Source organism: Caballeronia sp. LZ035, from assembly GCF_031451175.1.
In the GTDB taxonomy this organism is placed as follows: Bacteria; Pseudomonadota; Gammaproteobacteria; order Burkholderiales; family Burkholderiaceae; genus Caballeronia.
In genome coordinates, this window is record NZ_JARUXS010000002.1 from 267,976 (window position 1) to 291,764 (window position 23,789).

A 23,789-nucleotide genomic window follows, 5' to 3' on the forward strand; every position below is an offset into this window, starting at 1 on the left:
GGATGAATCAGCGCGACTTGATGAGCGAGCCGCCGAAGCTGGTCAGCGCGTCTGCCGCAATCACGCCCGCTGCGAACACTTCCGTGCGGCTCTTCGCGCCCGGTCTGAGCCGTCCGATCACGAGGCGAATGCCGATCCCCACGAGCAGCGCCCATCCCGCGAACGGACTGGCGATCAGCAGGCCATTCGCGAACAGCACGCCGAGCTGGCGCTTCGGCCCGCCGACCCACTGGAGCGCGGCGCCGGCCACGGCCCACACAAGCAGCGCATGGACGACGCCGGGCGCGATGCCCGCCTGAATGGTCGAGACATACACCCGCGCAACAGGCGGAATCAGCCCTTTCGCAAAGAGCCCGCGATACGCGAGCAGCACGACCGGAATCGCGATGACGAACGCAAGCATCGCGGCGATCAATTGCTGGCGTCGGCCCGCGAGTTCGAACGCCGGATCCTGGCCGTGACCGCGCAGGATGAACCCCGCCTTCAGGTCATAGCCCATGTCGGCGAAGGCTGGCCCGGTGGCGGCAGAAAACCCGCACAACATCACGAGCGACACCGCCGGAAAGCCGATCAGCATGCCGATCAACAGCGTGATGAGCGCCACGGCGAAGGCCGGGAACCAGCCCGAGTGCATGGCCGCGATGCCGACGATCAGTTCATGCACGAACGCGGCCGCCGCCGCATACAGCACGAATGCCGCCAGCATGCCCGGCGACATCTCGCCCCAGAATCCGCTCAATAGCGCGACGAGCGCCGCGAGCACGAGGTAGGCGACTCCGCCGAAGCGCAGCGAACGCGCGATGACCGAAGCCGTACCGGACGCGCCCGGCGCACGGCCTGGCGGATTGCGGTCGCGCAGCACGAGCATGCCGACCTGGAGCAGCGCGACGAGCCCCGCGCCGATCATCATGCCGTGCGGAATGAGGGCCTTGCTGATGTCGACGTGGAACAGCGGGTTCGCATAGCCCCGAATCAGGAAGCCGATGCCCAGCATGCCGAGCGCCCACACATTGCCGATGAACGCCGTGCCGAACGCGGACATGGGAATGCCGAGCCACGACCCGGTCAGGCCCATCACGATGCCGGCGCCGAGCAGACGCGCCTGCTTGCCGCCCTGGTCGCCGGCCTTGATGGCTTCCGCCGCCGCGACGCCATGCGGCCACGCGCCGGAAGCAGGAAACACGCTGGTGTTGAACAGCCGGTACAGCATGTAGCCGTCGAGCAGCATGCCGAGGGCGACGCCCGCGAACATCGGCACAACGAGGTCCTCGCGGCCGAACAGGAACGGAATGGCGATGGGCAGCAACAGGCTGTTCGCCGCGCCGAAGGTGGCGGCCGAGATGGCGCTTTGCGCGAGGTTCTGCACATGCACCGAGCGGTACGCCCGAAAGAAACGCAGGGGCACGCGTGCGCAGATCATCGCGGCCAGCGCGCCGACAATGGACGTATTCGGTGTCACGCCCACCCGCACCAGCAACTCGATCCCGATAATCGCGCCGATCACGCCCAGCACCGCGAGCAGCAGCAGGCTGGACGGGTTCAGTGCCGAGGGATGGGTCCGCAACGCGCGCGGCGCGTCCTGGAGGACGGATGCCGTCGCGCAGGAGGGACGGTGTTCGGACGATGGTGATCCATGCATGGCGTGTTCTGGTTGATTGCCCGCCGCGATGGCGGTCGTGAAAACAGTTCTATCTTTCGGCGCCGACCCAGAACGGGTCGCCGAGCGAGCGGCCGATCGTGATCGCCTGGTCCAGCAGCGCCTGGCCCAGTTCGGCGAGCGCGGCGTAGTCCCGCGTGCCCGCCGGAAGGCTCAGGCAGAACGCCAGGCATTCGCCGCTCGATGGATCCGCGACCGCGCAGCCGAGCGAGCACACGCCGTACAGCGCCTCGTTTTCCGCGAGCGCATAGCCACGCGTGCGGGTCACGGTGATCTCGTCGAGCAACGCGTCGAGCGTGGCGGGGCCGCGCGCCGGCGCGTACGCGTCCTCCGGCGCGGCGTGGGTGTTCGCCAGGCCGGCCGTGGGTGGCGTGTTGCCGCCCCGCAGTCCGGACGCAAAGCGCGCGCGGATGGCCTGGTCGGATTCGCGGGCCAGCAGCGCGCGGCCCGTGGACGTGGCCCACGACGCCGATCGATGGCCGGGATGCGTCGTCGCGCGGAAGGCAAGCGAGCCAGGCTGCACGCGCAAGACCACGACGTCGTTGCCTTCCAGCACCGAGATGTAGCCGGTGTGGCCAAAGCGTGCGCCGAGCGTTTCGAGCGCCTGCGCGCACATGACGATCAGCGGACTGGCCGAGCGCACCAGATGGCTCAGTTCCAGCAGCAACATCGACGGCCGATAGGCCAGCGATTGCTTGTCGCGTTCAAGCAGACCGCAGTCAGTCATCTGCTTGAGCACACGCGATGCCGAACTCTTCGGCATGTCGAGGTGATCGACGAGGTCGATCATCCAGACTTCCCGCTGATGCCGCGCCATGAAGCGCATGACGTTCGTAGCTGTGTCCAGGATGCTCATGTGGCTCGCTCTCCTTGATTAGGGTTCCGTATTTTGGAACCGAGTTCCAGCGCTTGATTTATCGTAGCGAAGGACACGCGCGGCGAGAAGCGGCACAAGAGTGTTTTGTGTGAATTGGTCCTGCTTTTCAGAAACTACGACGTCGTTGCTTTCAGACCCGGAAACGGGGCTTCAGCGTCGGTGTACGGAAACGGAGAGGAGAGCGCCCAGTGTTCAATACACTGGCGTCTGTTTGGTGAGAAAGGCCTGCACGCCGATGCGCGCGTCGGCGCTCGACCGCATGTCGGCAACCCGTCGGCGTTCCGCTGCTTCGAGCGTCTGCCAGTCGGACGCGCGGCGCAGCAGCGCGGATTCCTTGGTGAAGCGCACGGCCATCGGGCTATTGCCCGCGATCCGCCGGGCCAGCGCAAGCGCGGTGTCCAGCACGGCATCGGCCGGCACCACGCGATTGACGATGCCGTATTCCCGCGCCTCTTCAGCGCAGATGAGCTCGGCCGTCAGCAGCAGTTCCATCGCGCGCGCGTGGCCGATCTGCTCGATCAGTTTCATCGCGCCGCCGCCCGACGGCACGATGCCCCAGTGCACTTCCGGCAGGCCGAGCCGCGCGTCTTCGCTCGCGATGCGGATATCGCTCGCCATCATCAGTTCGAAGCCGCCCGCGACGCAATGGCCGTTCACCGCCGCCACCAGCGGCTTCGGAAAGAACACGGTCTTGAGCAGCGCGCGGCAGACCATGTCGTCCACCTTGGCGATGCCCGAGAAATCCGCGCCCAGTTGCGCACCCGAACAGAACGCCTGCGTGCCGCGTCCGGTGACGACCACGCAGCGCACTTCGGGGTCATCGGCCAGGCGCGGCCAGGTCTCGCCCAGCGCGATGAAATCCTCCGGCGCGAGCGCGTTGCGGCGCGCTTCGTTGCACAGCGTGACGAGTGCAATGCCGGCTTCGGGACGCGTGACCTCGATGCTCATCGTGTGGGCGGTTCCGGTTTCGCGCCCGCGATGCGCAGCGCATAGCGGGCCATGTGATCGGTCAGTTCGTCGACACTCAGGCGCCCGGTAGGCCGATACCAGCTATATGTCCAGCTCAGCATGCCGCCTATCGCGAGCGTGGCGGTGCGGGTGTCGTCGAGTTCGAATTCGCCACTCTGCACGCCGATGTCGAGCAGCGACGCCAGCGCATCGTCGAATGCGCCCTTGCGTTCGTTCATCACTTGCAGATGCTCGGGGTCGAGCGAACTCTCTTCACGGAAGAAGATGGTCACCGATTCCCGATGTTCGATACAGATCAGCGTGAGCTTGCGCGCGACCTGCGCCAGACGTTCGCTCGCGATGCCTTCGCCGTGCAGCGACTCGTTCACGGCGTCGAGCGCAAGCGTGATGTTGCGCAGCACGATGTCGAAGAGGATGTCGGTCTTCTTGTCGTAGATGCCGTACACGAACGGCTTGGTGACTTCCATGGCGTCGGCGATGGCTTCGAGGCTTGTGCCCTTGAAGCCGCGCTCGAAGAACAGCTGCCGCGCCACTTCGAGAATGCGTTCCTTCTTGAAGTGGCGCAATTGCTCGCGCATGTTCTGCGAACCGGTGGGTGGTGTATCGGACGATGTCAGCATGGAAGGTAATGTACGGCTAGGGCTAGACCTGGGCAGGCGCGCGTGCCTGCCGGGCCAGCAGGAAGCGCTGGATCTTGCCGGTGGGCGTGCGCGGGAATTCATCGACGAAACAGATGCGGCGCGGCACCTTGTAGTCGGCCATGTGCGAGCGGCAATACTCGATGAGCGCTTGTGCCGCCGCTTCTTCGTGTTCTTCACTTTCCGGCATGTCGTGCAGTTGTACGAAGGCGTGGCCGACTTCGCCCAGCCGATGATCCGGCACGCCGACCACGACAACCTGCTTGACCTTCGGATGGCTCTGCAACATGCGCTCGATCTCCGCCGGATACGCATTCGACCCGCCGACGATGAACATCTCCTTCAGCCGGCCCGTGGTCTTCAGATAACCGTGTTCGTCGAACAGGGCAAGGTCGCCGGTGCGGAACCAGCCGTCGGGCGTCATGACTTCGGCGGTTGCCTCGGGATTGCGGTAATAACCGAGCATGACGATATGGCCGCGCACCCAGAGTTCGCCTTCGCGATTCACCGGCATTTCGCGGCCTTGCGGGTCGCGAATGGAGAGTTCGAAGTCGCCGATGGGCTTGCCTTTATTGTCGCATAGGACCTCCAGCGGCGCATCCCATTCGCTGAGCGCGGTGCAGGCCGTGGTCTCGGTCATGCCGTAGGTGCATTGCAGTCCTTCGATGGTCAGCGCCTCGCGCGCCGCGAGTGCGATCTCCGGCGTGACGGGCGCGCCGCCGATCCATGCCGACTTGAGACACGTCGTGTCGCGCGGCTTCTTGCGCAGCGCGTCGAGACAGTCGATGAAGTGCGTCGGGATGCCACCGAAGATCGTCACGCGTTCGCGCTCGATGATGTCGAGCACGTCGTCGGCCACCCAGTGCGGCACCGGCACGAGCGTGCAGCCCGCCATCATCGACAGCGCGACCTGCGCGACGCAGCCCGCGACGTGATAGAAGGGCATGTGGCCGAGCAGCACGTCGTCTGCGAAGACGCGTTCCGCGCGCGCCATGTTGGCGGCGTTGCGCAACAGGATGTGCGAATGCATCGCGCCCTTCGGATGCCCCGTCGTGCCCGACGTGTAGACGATCACGATGGGATCTTCCGCATGCGCGTCGGGCAGCGTGGCCCCGGCCGCGACCCGCGCCTTGCCGCGCCCGGCAATCTCGTTCAGGCTGAAGAAGCCCGGCGCCTCGACGTCCTTCCAGACGATCATCGAGCGCAGCATCGGCAGGTCGTCCGCGTGCAGCGCGCCCGGCGTCATGTCCGCCACGCCCGGTATCATCTCGCGCGCCATGCCGAGGAAGTCGATGTTCCAGAAATGGTCCATCAGCACGAGCGCGCGGGCGTCGGACTGCTTGAGGATATAACGCACTTCGTCGGTCTTGAAGCGCGTGTTGATCGGCACGACCACCGCGCCGATGCGCGCGCACGCCACCCAGCACGCCACCCAGTCCGCGCAGTTCGTGAGCCACACCGCGACATGCTCGCCGCGCGCGATGCCGAGATCGCGCAGGCCGTGCGCGAGCGCATCGACACGCTGATCGAGCTGCGCATAGCTGATGCGTTCCGGACCATCGATGATGGCGAGCGCGTCGGGACGCGCCGCGGCGTTGCGCGCAAGCGCCTCGCCGAGCGTGAACGTGTTCCAGTCCATGGTCTAGTCGTCTCCTGCTGTCGCGTGGATGTCGGGGCGGCCGCCCAGATAGTGCTGCACGAGCGCTTCGTTCTGCATGAGTTCGTCACGGCGGCCGCGCAGCGCGATCTCGCCGTTCACCAGCACGATGGCCGAATCCGCGAACTTCACGGCCATCGATGCGTTCTGTTCCACCAGCAACACGGAAAGGCCCGTGCGGCGCAGACGTTCGAGCGTCGCGTAGATCTCGCGGAACACGATACGAGCAAGCCCGAGCGAAGGTTCGTCGAGCATCAGCAAACGCGGCCGGCCGAGCAGCGCGCGGGCGATCGCGAGCATCTGCTGCTGTCCGCCCGAGAGATTGCCGGCGGCTTCGTCGCGGCGCGTGGCGAGCAGCGGAAACAGGTCGAACACTTCGTCGAAGGCATGTCGCGCATTCGACGGCTCGTTGAGATTGTCAAAGGCCACTTGCAAATTCTCGAACACCGTCATGCCGCCGAAGATGTCGCGCGTCTCGGGCACGTGCAGCACGCCCAGGCGGGCGATGCGGTCCGGCGAAAGGCCGGTGAGTTCGTCCACGCCGAAACGCACGCGGCCCGAACGCGGCCGCAGGCAGCCGGAGATCGCCTTGAGCAGCGTGGACTTGCCCGCGCCGTTCGGTCCCACGACCGCCAGCACTTCGCCGGGATTCACGCTGAAGCTGAACTGGTCGAGCACGAGCGAGCGGCCATAGCCCACGCTCAGGTTCTCCACATGAAGCGCCGGCGCGGCAGGCGGCGCAGCGCGCTCGACGGCGGTGTCGCGTGCGTTCATGCGTCGTCGCTCCCGAGATAGGACGCGATCACGTCCGGATTGCGCTGCACTTCGCCGGGCGTGCCCTCGGCGATCTTCCTGCCGAAGTTCAGCACGACGACCTTGTCCGACACGCTCATCACCATCGACATGTCGTGCTCCACCAGCAGCACCGTCACGCCTTCGTCGCGGATGCGCCGCACGTCGCGCACGAGCTGGGCCGTTTCCTTCTCGTTCATGCCGGCGGCCGGTTCGTCGAGCAGCGCGAACCGCGGCCGGCCCATCAGTGCGCGCGCCAGTTCCACGCGGCGTTGCGTGCCGTAGGGCAGGTCGGTGGCGATCTCGTCGGCGAGCGCGGTGAGGTCGAACATCGCGAGGACTTCGTCGGCGCGGCGGCGGCCGGCGGCGTCGCCCAGGTTCATCGGCAGGAAGCGGTGCAGCCAGCGCCGCCCCGACAACTGCCGGTAGCCGCCGACCGTCAGGTTCTCGCGCACCGTGAGCTTGTCGAACAGCCGCACGGTCTGGAACGTGCGCCGGATGCCGAGGCTCGCGACCTGATGCGGCCGGCGTCCGGCAATCGGCTGGCCGGCGAACAGCAGCGCGCCGCGCGTCGGCGCGAGCACGCCGGTGATGACGTTGATCATCGTCGTCTTGCCGGCGCCGTTCGGGCCGATCAGCGAGGTGATCGAATTCGGCTCGATGCGGAAGCTCACGTCCTCGATCGCGTGGATGCCGCGGAATGCCTTCGATACGGCCTGGACTTCAAGCATCGTCGGCTCCTTGTCCGGTGACGGGCACGGGCAGGCGTTTCGCGGCGCGGCGCGGCGTCACGTCACGGCGCGGCTTGAACCAGCGGCCCAGCCGGTGGCGCGGCAGCAGTCCCTGCGGCATGTAGATGGTCATCAGCATGACGATCACGCCGTACAGCGCGGGCGCCCATTTCTCCAGCGATGTCACGACCTGCGGGATCGCGCTCAGCACGGCCGCGCCGAGCACCGCGCCCGCCGGCGTCAGCCCGCCGACGATCAGGAACATCAGCACGTCGGTGCTGCGCAGGAAGCCGAAGTTGGCCGGCGAGATGAAGCTGTAGAAGTGCGCGAAGCAACCGCCCGCCAGGCCCGCAAGCGCGCCGCCGAGCGCCAGCGCCGTGAATTGCAGTGCGGGCACGTTCAGGCCGTGACACGCGGCCACGGTTGGGTCCGAACCGACCGCCACCAGCGCCTTGCCGAAGCGCGACGCGAACAGCAGCCCCGAGATCACCGCCGCGACCACGGCCAGCGCGAGGATCGGCACGGCGCCGAGATACGGAATGCCCGCGAGTCCCATCACGCCGCCGGTGGTCTCGTAGTGCGAGAAGAACAACTGGATCAGCTCGGCTGCCGCGAGTGTGGCGATGGCGAGATAGATGCCGCGGATACGCAGCGTAAGCAGCGCGAAGGGCAGCGTGACGAGCGCGCCGGCGAGTGCGCCCATCGGCAGGGCGGCGGCCACGGGCCACGCGTGCGATACCGTCAGCCACGACGCGGTATAAGCGCCGACTGCCATGAAGCCCGGCAGGCCGAGCGACCACACGCCCGCCGCGAACGGAAAGAGCAGGCTGAGCGTGAGCAGTACGTTGATCGAGATGAGCGCCTGTACCGGCTCGGAAAGAAGAACGTCCAATTCAGATCTCCCTCGATTCGACGCGCGCACCGAAAATGCCGGACGGCTTGATCAGGAACACGGCGATCAGGAACAGCCAGATGAACGCCTCCGACCATCCCGGCGAGCCGTATGCGGCGAACAGCACTTCGCAGACGCCGAGCAGCAGGCCCGCGAGCATCGCGCCGCGCACGTCGCCCAGGCCGCCGATGATGATGATCGCCAGCGCCTTGATCGCGTAGGTGTCGCCCATGAAGGGCGTGATCGATTCGAAGCGCATCGCGACCAGCAGACCGGCGAGTCCTGCAAGTCCCGACGACAGCAGGAACACGAGAATCACCGCGCGCTGCACGCCGACGCCGAGCAGCGCCGCCGCCGTGGGATTCAAAGCGATCGCGCGGATGTTGCGGCCGAAGCGCGTGCGGCGGATCACGTAGAGCAGCGCGAGCATCAGCACGGCGGCGATGCCGAGGCTCGCGAGTTGCATCCCCGAAAGGATGACGTTGCCGATGGACCAGTCGGGCAGCGCGAGCTTCGCGGGAAACGGCTTCGAGAGCCCGCCCCAGCGATTCACCGCGATCACCTGCAACACGATGCCGAACGACAGGCTCGCGACGAAGCCGCCGAGCGCGTGTTCGCGCGGGATCGGCCGGAACACCAGCAGATACAGCACGAGCCCGAGCAGCGCGGCGCCGATCAACCCCAGCGCGAGCGCGACGAACGGCGGCACGCCCGCCTCGACCGCGCCGAGCACGATAAACGGCGCGGCCATGAAGACATAGGCGTGTGCGAGATTAAGCATCCTGAGCACGCCGAACACCAGCGTGTAGCCAATGCCGATCAGCGTGTACACGCTGCCCAGCATCAGCCCGTTGACGATCTGTTGCGCGAGCATCGGGCGGTTCCTCGTGATGACTGCGGCGCGGCGGCTGGCGTTACTGCCGTTCCCACTTGCCGTTACGCGTGCGATAGACCATCGTGTCCTTCAGCGCGTCGCCTTCCGGTCCCATGGTGATCGTGTTGCCGAGGCCCTTGTAGTCCTTCACCGCGCCCAGATAGGTGCGCAAGCCCTCTCGCACCTGCTTCGGATCGGAAGCGGGCGTGGCCTTCAGCGAGCGCAGGCCGTCGGCGAGCACGTAGATGCTTTCGTACGCGCTGGCATCGATATAGGTCGGCGAGGTGTACTGGCCCGGCAACTGTTTCTCGACGCGCGACTTGAACTCGTTCACGAACGCGACCACCTTCGGGTCCTTGATCTCCGGATCGAACGGCTGGCCCGCCCACAAGTCCACGCCCGCCGCCGCGCTCGCCGTCGAGGTCGTGATGAAGCCCTGGCCCGCGAACATCGGCGCGGCGAGTTTCTGGCGGTTGGCCTCGCGCAGGAAACCCTGGCTCGGCTCCTGGTTCATCTGGATCAGCACGAGATCCGGATTCAGGCTCTTCACGCGCGTGACGTAGACGCTGAAGTCGCTGGTGTCGGCGGGGACGTCGATATTCGCGCCCTTGTTGATCAGCGTGAGCCCGTTCTTCTCGGCAATCGGCGGGATCACCGTGTTGGCGAGGAACTGCGAATAGGCATCGCGGGGATCCACGACGATGGCAACCGTCTTCGCATTCGGATGCGCCTTGTGCATTTTCTCGACGACGTTGGTCATCGTCACCGAATCGATCGCGGAGATGCGGAAGGTCCATGGCCGATTCTGCGCAGTGAGTCCGGGCGCGCTCGATCCCGGCGAGATGGTCGGCAGCGCCGCGCGGTTCGCCGCCGGGAACGCGGTGCGGCATTGCGAGGTCTGGATCGGCCCGAGCATGGCGACGACTTTCTCGCGCTCCAAGGTGCGCGTGACGATCACCGCCTGTTCCGGGCTGCTGCGGTTGTCTTCTATGACGAGCTTGAGCGGCGCGCCGTTCACGCCGCCGGCGCGGTTGATTTCATCGATGGCGATCTGCGCCGCGATCAGCATGTGCGTGCCGTAGCCGGTCGCGACGCCGGTACGCTCGACGTTCACGCCGAGCGGGATGCTCTCCTGCGCCATCGCGGGCGCAGCGCTGTACAGGGCCGTGGCGAGCACCACGGCCAGGAAGTGTCTCCTGCTCCTCATTCTTCAGTCCTTCGATATGGGTTGAAGGTCGTGATCGACTGCGGTTTCCTTGCACAGCGGGTGGTCGTGTCGGGCGGCGCTCCTCGTTCGGGTATGGGTGTCAGCGTGAGACAGGTTCAGCACTGCGCGCGTGAACCATCGCCATCGCCATGGCAGCGAGCTTGTCGCCGATCTGTTCGGGCGTGTCGCGGCCCTCTTCGGAATACCATCGATGCGTCCAGCTGACCATTCCGGTTATCGCCAATGCGGTGACGCTGGCATCGTCGATGTCGAAGTCGCCGCTACGCATGCCTTCTTCCAGCAGCGCGCGCAAGCCCTGGTCGAACTGGTTCTTGGCGGCGTTGATCTCCGCGAGCTTCGCCGATGGCAGGTAAGGCTCGTGATGAAAGAAACTGCGCGTGACGGGCGAGTGCGCGAGGTTCAGCGAGGTGAAGCTTTTCACGAACATGCGAAGTTTGTCGGTGGGCGAGCCCGCGTGGGCAACTGCCTGATCCACCGTCTTGATGGATTGTGCGACCGTCGCACCATATTGCTCGATGGCCGCGCTGTTGGCCTGGATCAGGCTGGCCCATTCGCCGTCGAGGAACAGCAGCGGATGGTCGCCGGGATTGACCCGCAGCGCGCGCACATCGCCGATCAGCAACAGATGCGTGCCGATCTCGACCGTCGATTCGATCACGCAGTCGAACGAGGCGGCGGCGTCGTGCAGGACCGGTGCGCCGGTGTCGAGCACGCCCCAGTCGCCGTGTTCGAAGCGCGCTTCGCCGCGCGTCTTGCTGCTCGCGAAGCGGCTGGCGATGGCGTCCTGGTCGTAGCGCAGCACGTTCACCGCGAACGCGCCCGCGCCGAGGATGAAGGGCAGCGCGCTCGCGCTCTTGTTCACCGCGATGGCGAGACGCGGCGGCTCGGCGCAGACCGACATCGCGGCGGTCGCCGTCAGTCCGTTGCGCGCGCCCGCGTGCGTCGCCGTGATGACCGTGACGGCGGCCGCGAGTTGCCGCATGCCTTGCCGATAATGTGCTTCGCTGACGGCCATGATGTCTCCCTCCTACGCTTCGGCCAGCGCCCGTTGCTTCTTCAGGCGCGGCAACACGTGCTCCGCGAAGGTGCGCATGTTGTTCTTCGCCAGATCGAAGGGCATGCCGCCGTAGCTGAAGATGCCGAGCACGGCGTCGGCATCGACCATGTCGACGTATTCCATCAGCTTGTCGTGCACCTGGTCCGGCGTGCCGCGCACTTGCAGGTTGGCGAGGAACTCCACGAACTTGTCGATGCCGTGCTTGTTGATGTTGTTCGCGAGCGCGGCGTAGTACTCGTAGCCCTTGATGTCGGCGAGGCCTTCGTTGTGGAACTCGTAGTGTTCCAGCGCCGAGCGGCTGTAGCGCAGCACGTACTTCTGGTACATCTCGTTGGCCATCGCCTCGTCTTCATGACAGGCAATCCAGCACGCGATGATCGGCTTGGGCGGCTCGCAGTTGTTGATTTCGCGGTAGATCTCGCGATACATCTCCAGTTCCGCGACGGTCTTCTCCCACGGCTTCTGCGCGATCACGAGCAGCCCGATGCCGAGCTTCGCCATGATGCGCGCCGATTCCGGCGACACCGCCGCCGCGTAGGTGCGGCCCCGGAAGCTGCGCAGCGGCGCGGGACGGATCTGCACGCGCGGTTGCTGGTACGCGGGCGAGTCGCTTTGCAGATAGCCGGTTTCGAGACTGTTCAGGATGGCGTCCGCATAGGCAACAAAGCGGTCGCGCGATTCGCCCATCGGCACGCGGAAGCCTTCGAACTCGATGCGTCCGAGACCGCGCCCGACGCCCAGAATGGCGCGCCCGTTCGACATGTGCTCCAGCACCGCCACCTCTTCCGCGACGCGGATGGGATCGTGCCACGGCAGCACGTTGACCATCGAACCGAGCTTCACGCGCTTCGTGCGGCCGGCCATGTAGGTCAGGAACTGCGTGACGTTGGGGCACATCGTATAGCCGTTGAAGTGATGCTCGGCGGCCCAGATGGAATCGAAACCCAGCGGCTCGGCGAGATCCGCCATCGAGAGTTCGTGCTGGTAGATCTCCTCGTCCGTATGCCCGACGCCGAGATTCTGAAAGATCGTCGTCATTCCCACGTGCATGTGCTGCCTCCCTGTCGTCGGCACCGCCGGTTGATCTCGCTGGAGATCCGCTTGTGAATTTCTACATTCCAACCAGTATCAAAAATACTGAGCGGAATGTCAATGAACCTTTAAGAATGGAAAGGTAGGGAGTTTCCCGCGTATGGGGAAGGAGGCGCTGAAGAGGGAGAGGTGCGACGTGTCGCGCGAACGGCGACGAGAGGAATGCGCCCGGCGGCGAAAAAGCCGCGCGGGCGTGTGCAGCGTCAGGCCGATGCGATTACAGCGATTTCGACCAGCAAGGTCGGCGATGCAAGTTGCGCCTGCACCGTCGCGCGGGCGGGCGCGCAGCCTTCCGGCACCCACGCGTCCCACACTTCGTTCATGCCGGCGAAATCGCGCGCGATATCCGAGAGCCAGACTTGCGCCGACACGAGCCGCGTCTTGTCGATGCCGGCCTTCTCCAGGAAGCCGTCGATTTTCTCGAGCACTTTTGCGGTTTGCAGCTTGATGTCGGGCGTGGGATCGGCGGAAGTCTGGCCGCCGACGAACACGAGACCCGCCGCCTTCACGACGCGGCTCATGCGCTGATTGGTGTCGATGCGAACGATATCGCTCATGCGTTGTTCTCCAATGGGGTGAGTGAAACGAAGCCGCCGCTCGTGAAACATTGCGAGCGTGCGGCGCAGGAAAGGATGCTCAGTGAGCCGCGGCGCGTTCGGACGCGGATGCGGCGGACGTGGCGCCGTGTCCAAAGCGGTCGATGGCGAAGGCATCGAGCGACAGCGAAGGCGCGCCGTCGAGCATCAGTTCGGACACGAGCTTGCCGCAGCCCGGCCCGAGCTGGAAGCCGCTGCCGCAGTAGCCGAACGAGTAAAAGAGGTTTGCGGCCGTGCGGCTCGCGGAGATCACGGGCAAATCGTCTTGAATGAAGGCTTCGACGCCGGCCCACGCGCGATTGACGCCCAGATGCTTCAGATGCGGAAACAGGTCGGTGACGGTACGAGCGCTCTTCACGAGTCGCACGAAGTCCACTTCGCCGTGACGATTCGGCAAATCAGCGATGCCGATGAGCTTCCCGCCGATCACCACCGTACCGTTGTCGAACTGCTTGAACGACAGCGGCCGACCTGTGCCGATCAGCGTCGAACGGCAGAAGGGCGCGACGCGCTGCGTCACCATCAACATCAATCCTTCGGGACGCACGGGCACCGTTTCGCCGACTTGCTGCGCGAGTTCTCCGGACCACGCGCCCGCGCTCACGAGCAGTTTCTCGGCGCTGAACACGCCGCGCGGCGTCTGCGCGATCCAGCGGTTGCCGCGCTGCTCGATGCACTTTACCGGCGTGCCTTCCAGAAAGCGCGTGCCGAGCCGCTGGGCGGCGCGCCGGAACGCGGTGGTCGTGCGAAAGGGCAGCGCATAGCCGTCGCGCGCGGCCCAGATGCCGCCGGTCACATGCGGCGCGATGGCGGGTTCGAGTTCGAGCACGGTCTTGCGGTCCACGAGTTTCTCGTGCGTGAAGCCCTGTGCTTCGAGCAGCGCGACGCGCTGACGGCAGGCTTCGAGATCGTCCTCGGACTCGGCGATCTTCAACTGGCCCGATGCCACGAAGCCGCCGTTCTCGCCGATCAGATCGGTCATGCCGTGCCATATCTCGCGCGACATCAGCGCGAGCGGAATCTCCGGCAGCGGCCGTCCGAGCGTGCGCACGCCGCCGGCGTTGACGCCCGACGAATGACGCGCGACGTAATCGGCTTCGAGCACGATGACCTTCGCGCCGCGCCGGGCCATGTGGAACGCGCTGCTTGTGCCGTGCAGCCCGCCGCCGATGACCAGTACATCGGCTTCGGTAATCGGGTTGGCGTCATTCACCGGCGAGTTCCCCGAGCGTGAGCGGCTTGATCGGCGGACGGATGCGGTAATAGCCGACTTCGGCGGGCGAGACGCGCCGTGCATCCGCGATGACTTCCGTCACGGTCAGCCCGCACATGCGGCCCTGACACGGACCCATGCCGCAGCGCCCGAACGACTTCGCCTGATTCGGCCCGACGCAACCCAATTCGACGAACTCGCGCAACTGGCCCGCCGTGACTTCCTCGCAGCGGCACACGACGGTTTCGTCGCGCGGGATGCGGTTGATGTCGCGCGGACGATAGAGGCTGTCGAGAAACGGCCGGATGCGCATCACGCCCGCAAGCGCACGGCGCAGCGGGGCGGCTTCGGCATCGCGCCGGGCGATGTCGAGCGCGCCGAGCTGCGCGGCCACGCCGAGCGCCGCCAGCGTGCCCTGCAACGCTGCCGCCTGCGCGCCGCCGATGCCCGCGCCATCGCCTGCGACGAAGATGCCGGGCACATCCAGTTCGCCCCATGCATCGACCTTTGGCGTGAAGCACAGTTGTGCATCGTCCCAGCGATGCCCCGCACGCAGCGCCTGCGTGAACTGCGTGTTCGGCACGACGCCCTGATGCAACAGGATCACGTCTGCCTCGATGCGATGCGCCGCGCCCTGCGTCGTGAAGCTGAGCGCAGCCGCGCGCTCGACCCCGTCCGCGCCCTTACTGGACTCCACACGCAAATCGTCGGCGGCTTCGAAGATCGGCACGTTCGCTTCGCGCAGCGTGCGGATCAGTTGCAGACCCTTCGACAAAAACGGCCATGCGCGCAGCGCCGACAACATGTGCTTCTTCGCGCGCCAGCGGTCTTCGTGGCGCGTCGTGTCGACCAGCGCGCGGATCGGCACGCCGGCGCGCACGTATTGCCAGCCGAGCAGATACAAGAGCGGCCCGCAGCCCGCCAGCACCGGCGGCGCGGCGGGCACTTCGCCCGCGCTCTTCAGCAGGATCTGCGCGGCGCCTGCGCTCAGCACGCCGGGCAGCGTCCAGCCGGGAATCGGAAACGGACGCTCCAGCGCGCCGCTTGCAAGGATCACGCGCTGCGCATCGAACGAACCGATCTTGCCGTCCTTCAGATAATGGACGCCGTGCTCGCGCGTGACCTGCCAGACGCTGGCCTGCGTCACGTGCCGCGCGCCGGACGCCGCGAACGCTGTCGCGATCGCCGTTCCCGCCGCGTAGTCGGGACCGAGAATCTGCTTGCGGCGCGCATCGGCCTTTCCGATCGCGCGATAGATCTGTCCGCCCACGGCGTCCTGTTCGTCGATCAGCACGGTCGACAAGCCCGCGCGCGCGGCACGCGTCGCGGCACTCATGCCGGCGGGACCGGCGCCGATCACGACGACATCGACGGCTTCGGAAGTGAAATCAGCGGCCATGGACGTTCTCCAGCGGAGCATCGAATGCAACCGAAGGCGGCAGGTCGCGCGCGCCTTCCTGCGAGCGCACCCGCATGCCGGCGCGCACTTCCACCATGCAGCTCTGGCGGCTCGGCACACCGTCGATCTCGACGAGGCATTCGAAGCACGCGCCCATCATGCAGAACGGCGCACGCGGCGCGCCGGAAACCGGCGTGGCCCGGAACCGCGAGACGCCCGCCGCAAGCAGCGCCGCCGCGACCGAACAACCGGCGGGCACGGTGAGCGGCTGATCGTTGAAGGAGATGTCGAGCGTGGCGACGGCGTCGCCATCCAGGGGCTTGAAGAGTGGGTGATGCGTGTGGACTGTCATGTCGAACTCAATGTGCGGGAGTCAGTTCTTGTGCATGCTCGAAGCGGCGCGCGGAGAAGGTGGGCAGTTCGTCCGGGATCGGCGCGCCGGTGATCCACGGCGCGACGCGCATCGCATGCGCGGCGGCGAGCGTCACGCCGCTGTGGCAGGTGACGACGAACGCGCCCGGATGCGCCTCCGACTGGTCGTAGACCGGAAAGCCGTCCGGACTGTAGACGCGCAGCGCGGCCCACATACGCACGAGCCGCACGTGTTGCAGCATCGGGAACGCGCGCACGCCGCGACGGGCGATGTCCGACAGCACGGGCGTCGTCGTGAAGTCGTTGAAGCCGACTTCCTCCATCGAATCGCCGAACTGCACGCTGCCTTCGTCGGTCTGGCGCACGTTGAGCGTCGGATAGTCGAGGAACGGCGCGACCCGTTCGCTCACCAGCACCTGTCCGCGATTGGGCGCGACCGGCGCATTCAGTCCGACAAACGGCGCAAGCGTCCGGTTGCCGAGCCCGGCCGCGAGCACCACGCGCGCCGCGCGATGCGTCCCGCGCCGGCCATGCACGGTGAAGCCGCCGGCCTCCGGCACGATGCGCTCCACGCGCTCGCCGGAAACGAGCTTCACGCCGCGCGTCTGCATCGCTCCGTGCAGGCCGCGCAACAGCTTGAGCGGGTTCACGTGGCCGTCCATCGGCGTATAGCTCGCGCCGATCACCGCCGGGCCGATCTGCGGAATGCGCGCGCGCACCTCGGCGGCGTCGAGCATCTGGTACGGGTAGTCGCCGAGTTCGGCTTGCAGCGTCGAGAGACGCTTTTCGCGTTCGGCGAGTTCGGCGTCGTCGAAACAGAAGTGGAAGCCGCCGGGCTGGCGCAGCGCGACATCCACGCCGGTTTCGGCCCGCAGCGCCGCCGCGAAGTCCGGCCAGCGCGTCGCTGAACTGCGCGACCAGCGCGCGTAAGGCGACAGGCCGTAGCCCTTGCCCTGGATCCACACGAGGCCGAAGTTGCCGCGTGAGGCGCGCAGGCCGCCGTCGTCTTCGTCGAGCACGGTGACGCGCGCGCCTTCGCGGGCGAGGCCATACGCCACGGCCGAACCGACCAGGCCGCCGCCGAGAACCAGGACGTCGGGGCTGGCGGAGGAGGAAAGAGTCATCGGGCTTCTCCGATCAGGATTCGGTCCAGTCCGACCATCCGGTCGAGCAGGATCATCAGCAGAACCGTGCCGACGATCAGCACCGCCGAGACGGATGCGACCAGCGGGTCGATGGTCTGCGCGATCTGGTTGTACATGGCGACGGGCAGCGTCGTGGTGCCGGGCGTCGCGACGAAGATGGTCATGGTCAGCTCGTCGAAGCTCTGGATGAACGACAGCACCCAGCCGCCCGCGACGCCGGTGCGGATCATCGGCAGGACGACGCGGCGAAACGCGGTGAAGCGGCTCGCGCCACAGGAGAGGGCGGCGCGTTCGGCGTCGCGGTCGAGGCCAACGGCGGCGGACAACGCGAGCCGCAGCGCATACGGCAGCACGATGATCACGTGCGCCGCCACCAGCGACCAGAACGATCCCGACAGATGCAGCAGCGACAGGAAGCGCAGGAACGCGATGCCGAGCACGACGGCCGGAATCATCATCGGCGAGAGGAAGAAGCTCGTGAGCGCGGCGCGCCCCGGAAAGCGATAACGCGCGATGGCCAGCGCCGCCGGCACTGCCAGCAACACGCCGATGCTGGCCGCCGCGAACGCGAGCCGCACCGAGAGCCAGAACGCCGAGACGATGTCGCCGTTCTCGATGATCGCGTGAAACCAGCGCAGCGAGGCGCCGTCGAAGGGCATCGAGATGAAGCCCTTGTCGGTGAACGCGACGAGCATCACCACGACGAGCGGCGCGGCGATGAACGTTAGGAACAGCGCATTGAAGGTGAGGCCGAGCCAGCCGTTTTCTTTCATGACGGGAGTCCTCCGCTCAGTCGAAGATGTGCTTGAAGCGGCGTTCCGCGAGACGGCTGCAACCCATCACGATCGCCACGTTGGCAATCAGCAGCAGCACCGCGATACTCGCGCCGAGTGGCCAGTTGAGCGTGCCGAGGAACTCGTCGTAGGCGGCAGTTGCGACTACTTTCAGACGCCGTCCGCCGATCAGCGCAGGCGTCGCGAAGGCCGAGGCCGACAGCGCGAACACGATGATCGACCCGGACAGCACGCCCGGCATGATCTGCGGCAGCACCACGCGGCGGAACACCTTGAACGAAGAGCCGCCGAGCGAGCGGCCGGCCCATTCCACCTGCGGATCGAGCTTCTGCATCGTGGCCCAGACGGACATCACCATGAACGGCACGAGTACGTGTGTCAGCGCGATGATCACGCCGGTCATCGTGAAGACGAGGCGAATGGGTTCGTCGGTGATGTGCAGCGCCTGGAGCGCGTTGTTCAGCACGCCGTTGTTGCCGAGCAGGATCTGCCAGCCGAGCGTGCGCACGACGACCGAGATCAGGAGCGGCCCGAGCACGATCAGCAGGCACAGCGACTGCCAGGGCCGCTTCATCGCGCCAGCACGATGGTTTCCGGCACGCCCAGCACGATGGACAGTAGCGTCACCGCGAAGGCGAGGCCGGCCGTGCGCAGGAAGATGGTGCCGTAGTACGGGTCGCTGACCACTTCCCAGTAGTTGCCGAGCGTGAAGGCGGGCAGGACGCCGGCCGTGTCGCTGAAGACGCGGAACGACAGCATCAGCGTCAGCAGCAGCGGCACCAGCAGCAGACCGATGAACAGCAGCAGCGCGGGGCCGGACAGCAGCCACGGCGCGGCGCCGGGGCGGGCGTCTTCAAGCGTGGCCATGGGCGTTCCCTTGCAGTTCCTGCGTGAGCACGCGCAGGTCGTCGTCGGTCCAGGCAAGGCCCACTTCGTCGCCTTCCTCGGGCGGCGGCGCGCCATGGTTCGGCTGCGCGACACGCAGCTTGCCGAGGTCCGTTTCCACTTCGAGCAGCCACTGATTGCCGACGAACACGCGCGTCGCAATGCGGCCGCGCACGCGGGCCTCGCCGGTCTTGCCATTGGCGAGATGGACCTTCTCCGGGCGGATATAGACGTTCACCGCGCCATCCACGTCACGGCCTTCGTGCGGCACGTGCAGCGTGGTGCCCGCGACATCGACGATCGCGCAGCGCGGATTGCGTTGCAGCACTTCGCCCGCGAATGCATTGGTGCGGCCGAGGAACGTGGACGCGAACGGCGTGGCCGGACGCTCGTAGGCGTCATAGGGCGTGGACAGCTGTGCGATCGTGCCGCGATGCATCACCGCGATACGGTCGCTCATCGTCATGGCCTCGACCTGGTCGTGCGTGACGAGAATCGTCGTGATGCCGAGCCGCTTCTGGATCGCCCGCAATTCGATGTGCATCTCTTCGCGCAGCTTGGCGTCGAGGTTGGACATCGGTTCGTCGAGCAGGAGCAGTTGGGGCTCCATCGCGATGGCGCGCGCAATGGCCACGCGCTGCCGCTGTCCGCCCGACAGTTCCTTCGGATAGCGATGCCCGAGGCCGTTCAGACGCACCAGCGCGAGCGCTTCGGCCACGCGTTCATCGCGCTCCTTGCGCTTGACCTTGCGCATCTCCAGACCGAAGCCGACGTTGCCGGCCACCGTCATGTGCGGAAACAGCGCATAGCTCTGAAACACCACGCCAAGGCCGCGTTTCTCCGGGCGTTCGCGGGTGATGTCGCGGCCATCGAGCAGGATGCGGCCGGTGGTCGGCGTGACGAAGCCGGCCACCATCTGCAGCGTGGTGGTCTTGCCGCAGCCCGACGGGCCGAGCAAGGACAGCAGTTCGCCGCGCTCGACCGAGAGATCGAGTTGTTCGATCGCCGTGAAATCGCCGTAGCGTTTCGAAATGCCTTGCAGTGTCAGAAAGGCCATGTGCCTCGCTCCTTCGTCACGTCAACGGATCGCGTATGCGGCTCAGCGCTCGACCGAACGGTTCCAGCGCTCGGTCCACTCGGTGCGATGCTGGTTGATCGTGGCCCAGTCCATCGCGGTCAGCTTCGCGACCTGATCGGGACCGTAAGGCACGCGCGCGGCGACTTCAGGCGTGAGCTTGACCGTCTTGTTGACCGGACCCAGGCCGATGTTCTGCGCCTGGAGCATCTGGACTTCGGGCGTCAGCAGGTACTGCACGAACTGCTGCGAGAGCTGCGGCTGCGCGTTCTCCGCGATGGCGCAGGCGGCCACCTGCAAGGCCACCGCGCCTTCCTTCGGGTAGATGAACTTGAGCGGGAAGCCGGTGTTCTGCAACGCGACGGCGCGGCCGCTGCCATAGGGCGCGAGGATCACGTCGCCGGACTGCATCTGGCCGTCCATTTCGCCGGGCGTCGGCGCCCACGAGAGCACGTTCGGCGCGACCTGCTTCGTCATCTCGGCGAAGCCCGGGTCGATGTTCTTCTCGCCGCCGCCCGACAGCCGCGCCAGCATCACGAGCGTGTGCAGGCCATAGGTGTTGGTGATCGGCGGGACGCCGAGCTTGCCCTTGATGCGCTTGTCGGTGAGCACCTTCCACGAATCCGGCGGCGGCAGGCCGGCTTTCTTGAAGGCTTCCTCGTTATAGCCGATGCCCGTCGCCACCATGCCGACGCCCACGGCGGTCGGCCCGAGCTTCGCGAGCGGATACACGTCCTGCATGATCGGCGCGTCGTCGAGCTTCGCGCACAGGTTCATCTGCATGGCCTGGTACATGGGGCCGTCGTCCATCACGGCGACGTTGATCTGCTGATGACCCTTCTGCGCCTGGAGCTTGGCGAGCGTGTCGCTGGAATTGCCCGCGACGTAGACGATCTTGACGTTGTGCGCCTTCTCGAAAGGCGGGATGATTTTCTGCCGATAGAGCTGCTCGTTCGAGCCGCCGACATTGGCGACATAGAGCGTGGTTTCGGCGTGGGCAAGGAGCGGCGCAGCCAGCGCGCCGGTGATCGAGACGCCCGCGAGAGCGGTGCGGGACAGGACGGACAGACGGCGGTTCAGCGCGCTTCTCATGACGACGATCTCCAGATCCGGTAGGTGGGGAGCGGGCTTATGCGCCCGTCGCTGAAAAGCAGTGTCGCGCCGTCAAACCATATCGTCCAATACGAATAAAATACCTATCCATGCAGGAATGATATGGACTCGGCTTAACGAGAACAGGGAAAACACGGGGAGAAACACACGATGAACCTGAAGCATATCGAGGCCTTTCGCGCGGTCATGGTGTCCGGATCGATGACCGCCGCAGCCAAGGCGCTGTTCACGTCGCAACCCAACGTGAGCCGGCTGATCTCGCAACTGGAGCGCGAAACCGGCCTGCAATTGTTCCAGCGCAGTGGCGTGCGGCTGATCCCGACCAGCGAGGGCACCGCGTTCTTCCGCGAAGTGGAGCGCGCGTTCGTCGGCTTGCAGGGGCTCGCCAACGCGGCCGCGCAGATCCGCAATCTCGGCAGCGGCCGTCTGCGCATTGCGGCGATGCCGTCGGCGGGCATCACGCTCGTGCCGCACGCCATCAAGCGCTTCGTCGAGCGCTTTCCGGAAGTCACTGTGTCGCTGCATGTGAACACGTCGGGCACGGTGAATCACTGGACGGCGTCGCAGTTCTGCGATCTCGGCGTGGCCGTGTATGTGAGCGAGGCGTCGGATTGCGAAGTGGAGCAGCTATCCAGCGTCTCGGCCGTGTGCGTGCTGCCCGCGCAGCACAGGCTCGCGGCCAAGCGTGCCATCCGGCCGGAGGATCTGGAAGGCGAGTCGTTCATCTCGCTGTGTCACGGCGACGGCACGCGCGCGCTCATGGACGAAGTGTTTCAGCGCGCGGGCGTCAAGCGCGTGCTGGCCATCGAGGCGCAGTACACGGCCATGTGCTGCGAAATGGTGCGGCATGGAATGGGGGTGACGCTGGCGCATCCGATCGTCGCGCGGGACTACCGGGGGCCGGATATCGCGATTCGTCCGTTTTTGCCGGACACGCGCTTTCCGACGTATCTGCTGTTTCCGCCGCATCGGCCGCGCGAACGATTGGCTTCGGCGTTCGTGGACGTGCTGCGCGAACTGCACGAGGAACTGCTGGAGGATGTGGTGGGACCGCCGCCGCGGCGGGCGCGGCGCGCGGTTGCGGCCGGCCGCTGAAGAGGCGCGCGCGGGCAGGGCGCCCGCGCGCTTGAAGCATTAGCCGGGCTGACGCTCGGTTTCGGCCACGCTGTGCGCGTTGTACGAGGCCGCGCCGGCATCGTCCGGAAGGGACGATCCTTGCGCCGCCGAGAGGAAATGTTCGACCGACGGGCCGATCGCATCCGTGAAGGTCTTCGGATGCACGCCGATGCCGAGCACCAGCACTGCCATCGCGCCGAACAGCACGAACTCGCGCTTGCCCAGGTCGCGCAGCGAGGCCACGCGCTCGTTGCGGACTGCGCCGAACATCACGCGCTTGACCATCCACAGCGTGTAGGCGGCGCTCAGGATCAACGTGGTCGCGGCGATGGCGCCGATCCAGAAGTTCAGGCGGATCGCGCCCATCAGCACCAGGAATTCGCCCACGAACCCCGACGTGCCCGGCAGGCCGACGTTGGCCATCGAGAACAGCATCGCGTAAGTTGCGAACTTCGGCATGGTGTTGACGACGCCGCCATAGGCGTCGATGGAACCGTTGCGCGTGCGGTCGACCAGCACGCCGGTACACAGCAGCATCGCGCCCGAGACCACGCCGTACGACAGCATCTGCACGACCGCGCCTTCGGTGCCGAGGCGGTCGAAGGTGAAGAGGCCGAGCGTCACGAGGCCCATGTGCGCCACCGACGAATACGCGAGCAGCTTGCGCATGTCCGTCTGCGCGAGCGCCACGAGACTGCCGTAGATCACGGCGACTAGCGCCAGCGTGATCATCGCGGGGGCGAAGAAGTGCGACGCGTCGGGCACGATGGGCAGCACGAAGCGCATCAGGCCATAGCCGCCCACCTTCAGCATGCCGAGCAGCACGGCCGCGCCGGTCGGGCCTTCAGCGTTGACGTCGGGCAGCCAGGTATGCACCGGCCACATCGGCACCTTGACCGAGAAAGCCGCGACGAAGCACAGGAAGATCACGACCTGCGGGGTGAAGTCGAGCTTGAGCGCGCGCCAGGCCTCGATGTCGAAGCTGTGCGCCTGCGTCCACAGGTAGACGAGCGCTGCGAGCATCGCGAGCGAACCGACCAGCGAGATCAGGAAGTAGCGCAGCGCGGCATAGACGCGCCGCTCGCCGCCGCCCCAGGTGCCGATCAGCAGGTACAGCGGAATCAGCGAGGCTTCGAAGAACACGAAGAACAGCATGCCGTCGAGCGACGCGAACACGCCCTGCATGCAGCCCGAGAGCACCAGGAACGCGCCGTAGTACTGCGCCACCTGCTTCGTGACCGATTGCCACGACGCGATGAAGATGATGAGCGTCGTGACGGCCGTGAGCACCGTGAACCAGAGCGAGATGCCGTCCACGCCGAGGTGGTACGAGATGCCGAACTGCGGCAGCCAGTCGATCTGCTCGACGAACTGCATGGCGCTGGAGGACGCGTCGAAGTGGCCGAGAAGCGGGAACAGCGGCAGGATGCCGAGCACCGCGCCGAACAGGGCGACGGCTCGCGAAAGGGTGGCCGACGCGCTGAAGGTCAGCACGAAGATGCCGGACACCACGGGGATCCAGATAAGAAAGCTGAGAACGGACGGCAGATGCATACGGTTGCTTTAGATCGGGCAAAAAAGCGCGGCGGGCACGCGATGAGGCGGGCTCGCGACGGA

The 23,789-nt window shown here is 66.3% G+C and carries 22 protein-coding genes and 1 pseudogene; 1 reads left to right on the forward strand and 22 read right to left on the reverse strand.

The window, feature by feature from the left end; genetic code table 11:
* Positions 1 to 7 precede the first annotated feature (7 nt).
* The 21 genes and pseudogenes from QCE88_RS16805 to QCE88_RS16905 form a co-directional block, all read right to left on the reverse strand.
* Entirely contained in the window at positions 8 to 1,639 is a 1,632-nt protein-coding gene (locus tag QCE88_RS16805; RefSeq protein ID WP_309904131.1) for an OPT/YSL family transporter, read from the reverse strand.
* A 49-nt stretch (positions 1,640 to 1,688) separates the two neighbouring features.
* Entirely contained in the window at positions 1,689 to 2,513 is an 825-nt protein-coding gene (locus QCE88_RS16810) for an IclR family transcriptional regulator C-terminal domain-containing protein (protein WP_309904133.1), read from the reverse strand.
* A 213-nt stretch (positions 2,514 to 2,726) separates the two neighbouring features.
* On the reverse strand, positions 2,727 to 3,482 hold the full coding sequence (locus QCE88_RS16815) for an enoyl-CoA hydratase/isomerase family protein (protein ID WP_309904135.1): 756 nt from the start codon (positions 3,480 to 3,482) through the stop codon (positions 2,727 to 2,729).
* The gene (locus tag QCE88_RS16820) at positions 3,479 to 4,123 is read right to left on the reverse strand and encodes a TetR/AcrR family transcriptional regulator (protein WP_309904137.1); all 645 of its coding nucleotides are present in this window, start codon (positions 4,121 to 4,123) and stop codon (positions 3,479 to 3,481) included. The genes QCE88_RS16815 and QCE88_RS16820 overlap by 4 nt, the downstream gene beginning before the upstream one ends.
* 22 nt (positions 4,124 to 4,145) lie before the next feature.
* Positions 4,146 to 5,780 (reverse strand): AMP-binding protein, encoded by a 1,635-nt coding sequence (locus QCE88_RS16825; RefSeq protein ID WP_309904139.1) that lies wholly within the window; start codon positions 5,778 to 5,780, stop codon positions 4,146 to 4,148.
* 3 nt (positions 5,781 to 5,783) lie between these two features.
* On the reverse strand, positions 5,784 to 6,572 hold the full coding sequence (locus QCE88_RS16830; protein WP_309904141.1) for an ABC transporter ATP-binding protein: 789 nt from the start codon (positions 6,570 to 6,572) through the stop codon (positions 5,784 to 5,786).
* Positions 6,569 to 7,321 carry an ABC transporter ATP-binding protein gene (locus tag QCE88_RS16835; RefSeq protein ID WP_309904143.1) on the reverse strand — a complete coding sequence of 251 codons (753 nt, stop codon included), beginning with the start codon at positions 7,319 to 7,321 and terminating at the stop codon, positions 6,569 to 6,571. Before QCE88_RS16835 ends, QCE88_RS16830 begins: the two co-directional genes overlap by 4 nt.
* On the reverse strand, positions 7,314 to 8,213 hold the full coding sequence (locus tag QCE88_RS16840) for a branched-chain amino acid ABC transporter permease (protein ID WP_309904145.1): 900 nt from the start codon (positions 8,211 to 8,213) through the stop codon (positions 7,314 to 7,316). Before QCE88_RS16840 ends, QCE88_RS16835 begins: the two co-directional genes overlap by 8 nt.
* Before the next feature lies 1 nt (position 8,214).
* The gene (locus QCE88_RS16845) at positions 8,215 to 9,087 is read right to left on the reverse strand and encodes a branched-chain amino acid ABC transporter permease (RefSeq protein WP_309904147.1); all 873 of its coding nucleotides are present in this window, start codon (positions 9,085 to 9,087) and stop codon (positions 8,215 to 8,217) included.
* Positions 9,088 to 9,127: 40 nt separating this feature from the next.
* On the reverse strand, positions 9,128 to 10,294 hold the full coding sequence (locus QCE88_RS16850) for an ABC transporter substrate-binding protein (protein ID WP_309904149.1): 1,167 nt from the start codon (positions 10,292 to 10,294) through the stop codon (positions 9,128 to 9,130).
* Positions 10,295 to 10,394: 100 nt separating this feature from the next.
* Complete coding sequence (locus QCE88_RS16855; RefSeq protein WP_309904151.1) at positions 10,395 to 11,330, reverse strand: flavin reductase; 936 nt, start codon at positions 11,328 to 11,330, stop codon at positions 10,395 to 10,397.
* Between the two features lie 12 nt (positions 11,331 to 11,342).
* The gene (locus tag QCE88_RS16860; RefSeq protein ID WP_309904153.1) at positions 11,343 to 12,410 is read right to left on the reverse strand and encodes an LLM class flavin-dependent oxidoreductase; all 1,068 of its coding nucleotides are present in this window, start codon (positions 12,408 to 12,410) and stop codon (positions 11,343 to 11,345) included.
* 257 nt (positions 12,411 to 12,667) lie between these two features.
* Complete coding sequence (locus QCE88_RS16865) at positions 12,668 to 13,021, reverse strand: RidA family protein (RefSeq protein WP_309904155.1); 354 nt, start codon at positions 13,019 to 13,021, stop codon at positions 12,668 to 12,670.
* 79 nt (positions 13,022 to 13,100) lie between these two features.
* Positions 13,101 to 14,273 carry an FAD-binding oxidoreductase gene (locus QCE88_RS16870; protein WP_309904157.1) on the reverse strand — a complete coding sequence of 391 codons (1,173 nt, stop codon included), beginning with the start codon at positions 14,271 to 14,273 and terminating at the stop codon, positions 13,101 to 13,103.
* Positions 14,266 to 15,672, reverse strand: a complete 1,407-nt coding sequence (locus tag QCE88_RS16875; RefSeq protein WP_309904159.1) for an FAD-dependent oxidoreductase — start codon at positions 15,670 to 15,672, stop codon at positions 14,266 to 14,268. Before QCE88_RS16875 ends, QCE88_RS16870 begins: the two co-directional genes overlap by 8 nt.
* Complete coding sequence (locus QCE88_RS16880; RefSeq protein ID WP_309904161.1) at positions 15,662 to 16,024, reverse strand: (2Fe-2S)-binding protein; 363 nt, start codon at positions 16,022 to 16,024, stop codon at positions 15,662 to 15,664. Before QCE88_RS16880 ends, QCE88_RS16875 begins: the two co-directional genes overlap by 11 nt.
* Positions 16,025 to 16,031: 7 nt before the next feature.
* Entirely contained in the window at positions 16,032 to 17,168 is a 1,137-nt protein-coding gene (locus tag QCE88_RS16885) for an FAD-dependent oxidoreductase (RefSeq protein WP_309904163.1), read from the reverse strand.
* Positions 17,165 to 17,962, reverse strand: a complete 798-nt coding sequence (locus tag QCE88_RS16890) for an ABC transporter permease (RefSeq protein ID WP_309812589.1) — start codon at positions 17,960 to 17,962, stop codon at positions 17,165 to 17,167. Before QCE88_RS16890 ends, QCE88_RS16885 begins: the two co-directional genes overlap by 4 nt.
* 16 nt (positions 17,963 to 17,978) lie before the next feature.
* Positions 17,979 to 18,850: pseudogene (locus QCE88_RS16895) on the reverse strand (ABC transporter permease).
* The gene (locus QCE88_RS16900; RefSeq protein ID WP_309904165.1) at positions 18,837 to 19,925 is read right to left on the reverse strand and encodes an ABC transporter ATP-binding protein; all 1,089 of its coding nucleotides are present in this window, start codon (positions 19,923 to 19,925) and stop codon (positions 18,837 to 18,839) included. Before QCE88_RS16900 ends, QCE88_RS16895 begins: the two are co-directional and overlap by 14 nt.
* A 42-nt stretch (positions 19,926 to 19,967) precedes the next feature.
* On the reverse strand, positions 19,968 to 21,035 hold the full coding sequence (locus QCE88_RS16905; protein ID WP_309904168.1) for an ABC transporter substrate-binding protein: 1,068 nt from the start codon (positions 21,033 to 21,035) through the stop codon (positions 19,968 to 19,970).
* Positions 21,036 to 21,206: 171 nt separating this feature from the next.
* Between QCE88_RS16905 and QCE88_RS16910 the strand changes: the two genes are divergently transcribed.
* Positions 21,207 to 22,151: a LysR substrate-binding domain-containing protein gene (locus QCE88_RS16910; protein ID WP_309904169.1), complete on the forward strand. Its 945-nt coding sequence runs from the start codon at positions 21,207 to 21,209 to the stop codon at positions 22,149 to 22,151.
* Between the two features lie 39 nt (positions 22,152 to 22,190).
* Here the strand turns inward: QCE88_RS16910 and QCE88_RS16915 are convergent, their stop codons facing one another.
* Positions 22,191 to 23,726, reverse strand: a complete 1,536-nt coding sequence (locus tag QCE88_RS16915) for an NADH-quinone oxidoreductase subunit M (protein ID WP_309904172.1) — start codon at positions 23,724 to 23,726, stop codon at positions 22,191 to 22,193.
* Positions 23,727 to 23,789: the final 63 nt, after the last annotated feature.

Excerpts from the sequence above, each read along its gene's own strand:
- QCE88_RS16860 (WP_309904153.1), bottom strand. The coding sequence starts at position 12,410 with ATGACGACGATCTTTCAGAATCTCGGCGTCGGGCATACGGACGAGGAG.
- QCE88_RS16850 (WP_309904149.1), bottom strand. The coding sequence starts at position 10,294 with ATGAGGAGCAGGAGACACTTCCTGGCCGTGGTGCTCGCCACGGCCCTG.
- QCE88_RS16885 (WP_309904163.1), bottom strand. The coding sequence starts at position 17,168 with ATGACTCTTTCCTCCTCCGCCAGCCCCGACGTCCTGGTTCTCGGCGGC.
- QCE88_RS16810 (WP_309904133.1), bottom strand. The coding sequence starts at position 2,513 with ATGAGCATCCTGGACACAGCTACGAACGTCATGCGCTTCATGGCGCGG.
- QCE88_RS16875 (WP_309904159.1), bottom strand. The coding sequence starts at position 15,672 with ATGGCCGCTGATTTCACTTCCGAAGCCGTCGATGTCGTCGTGATCGGC.
- QCE88_RS16825 (WP_309904139.1), bottom strand. The coding sequence starts at position 5,780 with ATGGACTGGAACACGTTCACGCTCGGCGAGGCGCTTGCGCGCAACGCC.
- QCE88_RS16880 (WP_309904161.1), bottom strand. The coding sequence starts at position 16,024 with ATGACAGTCCACACGCATCACCCACTCTTCAAGCCCCTGGATGGCGAC.
- QCE88_RS16835 (WP_309904143.1), bottom strand. The coding sequence starts at position 7,321 with ATGCTTGAAGTCCAGGCCGTATCGAAGGCATTCCGCGGCATCCACGCG.
- QCE88_RS16905 (WP_309904168.1), bottom strand. The coding sequence starts at position 21,035 with ATGAGAAGCGCGCTGAACCGCCGTCTGTCCGTCCTGTCCCGCACCGCT.
- QCE88_RS16815 (WP_309904135.1), bottom strand. The coding sequence starts at position 3,482 with ATGAGCATCGAGGTCACGCGTCCCGAAGCCGGCATTGCACTCGTCACG.
- QCE88_RS16890 (WP_309812589.1), bottom strand. The coding sequence starts at position 17,962 with ATGAAAGAAAACGGCTGGCTCGGCCTCACCTTCAATGCGCTGTTCCTA.
- QCE88_RS16820 (WP_309904137.1), bottom strand. The coding sequence starts at position 4,123 with ATGCTGACATCGTCCGATACACCACCCACCGGTTCGCAGAACATGCGC.
- QCE88_RS16830 (WP_309904141.1), bottom strand. The coding sequence starts at position 6,572 with ATGAACGCACGCGACACCGCCGTCGAGCGCGCTGCGCCGCCTGCCGCG.
- QCE88_RS16845 (WP_309904147.1), bottom strand. The coding sequence starts at position 9,087 with ATGCTCGCGCAACAGATCGTCAACGGGCTGATGCTGGGCAGCGTGTAC.
- QCE88_RS16915 (WP_309904172.1), bottom strand. The coding sequence starts at position 23,726 with ATGCATCTGCCGTCCGTTCTCAGCTTTCTTATCTGGATCCCCGTGGTG.
- QCE88_RS16910 (WP_309904169.1), top strand. The coding sequence starts at position 21,207 with ATGAACCTGAAGCATATCGAGGCCTTTCGCGCGGTCATGGTGTCCGGA.
- QCE88_RS16865 (WP_309904155.1), bottom strand. The coding sequence starts at position 13,021 with ATGAGCGATATCGTTCGCATCGACACCAATCAGCGCATGAGCCGCGTC.
- QCE88_RS16900 (WP_309904165.1), bottom strand. The coding sequence starts at position 19,925 with ATGGCCTTTCTGACACTGCAAGGCATTTCGAAACGCTACGGCGATTTC.
- QCE88_RS16805 (WP_309904131.1), bottom strand. The coding sequence starts at position 1,639 with ATGCATGGATCACCATCGTCCGAACACCGTCCCTCCTGCGCGACGGCA.
- QCE88_RS16855 (WP_309904151.1), bottom strand. The coding sequence starts at position 11,330 with ATGGCCGTCAGCGAAGCACATTATCGGCAAGGCATGCGGCAACTCGCG.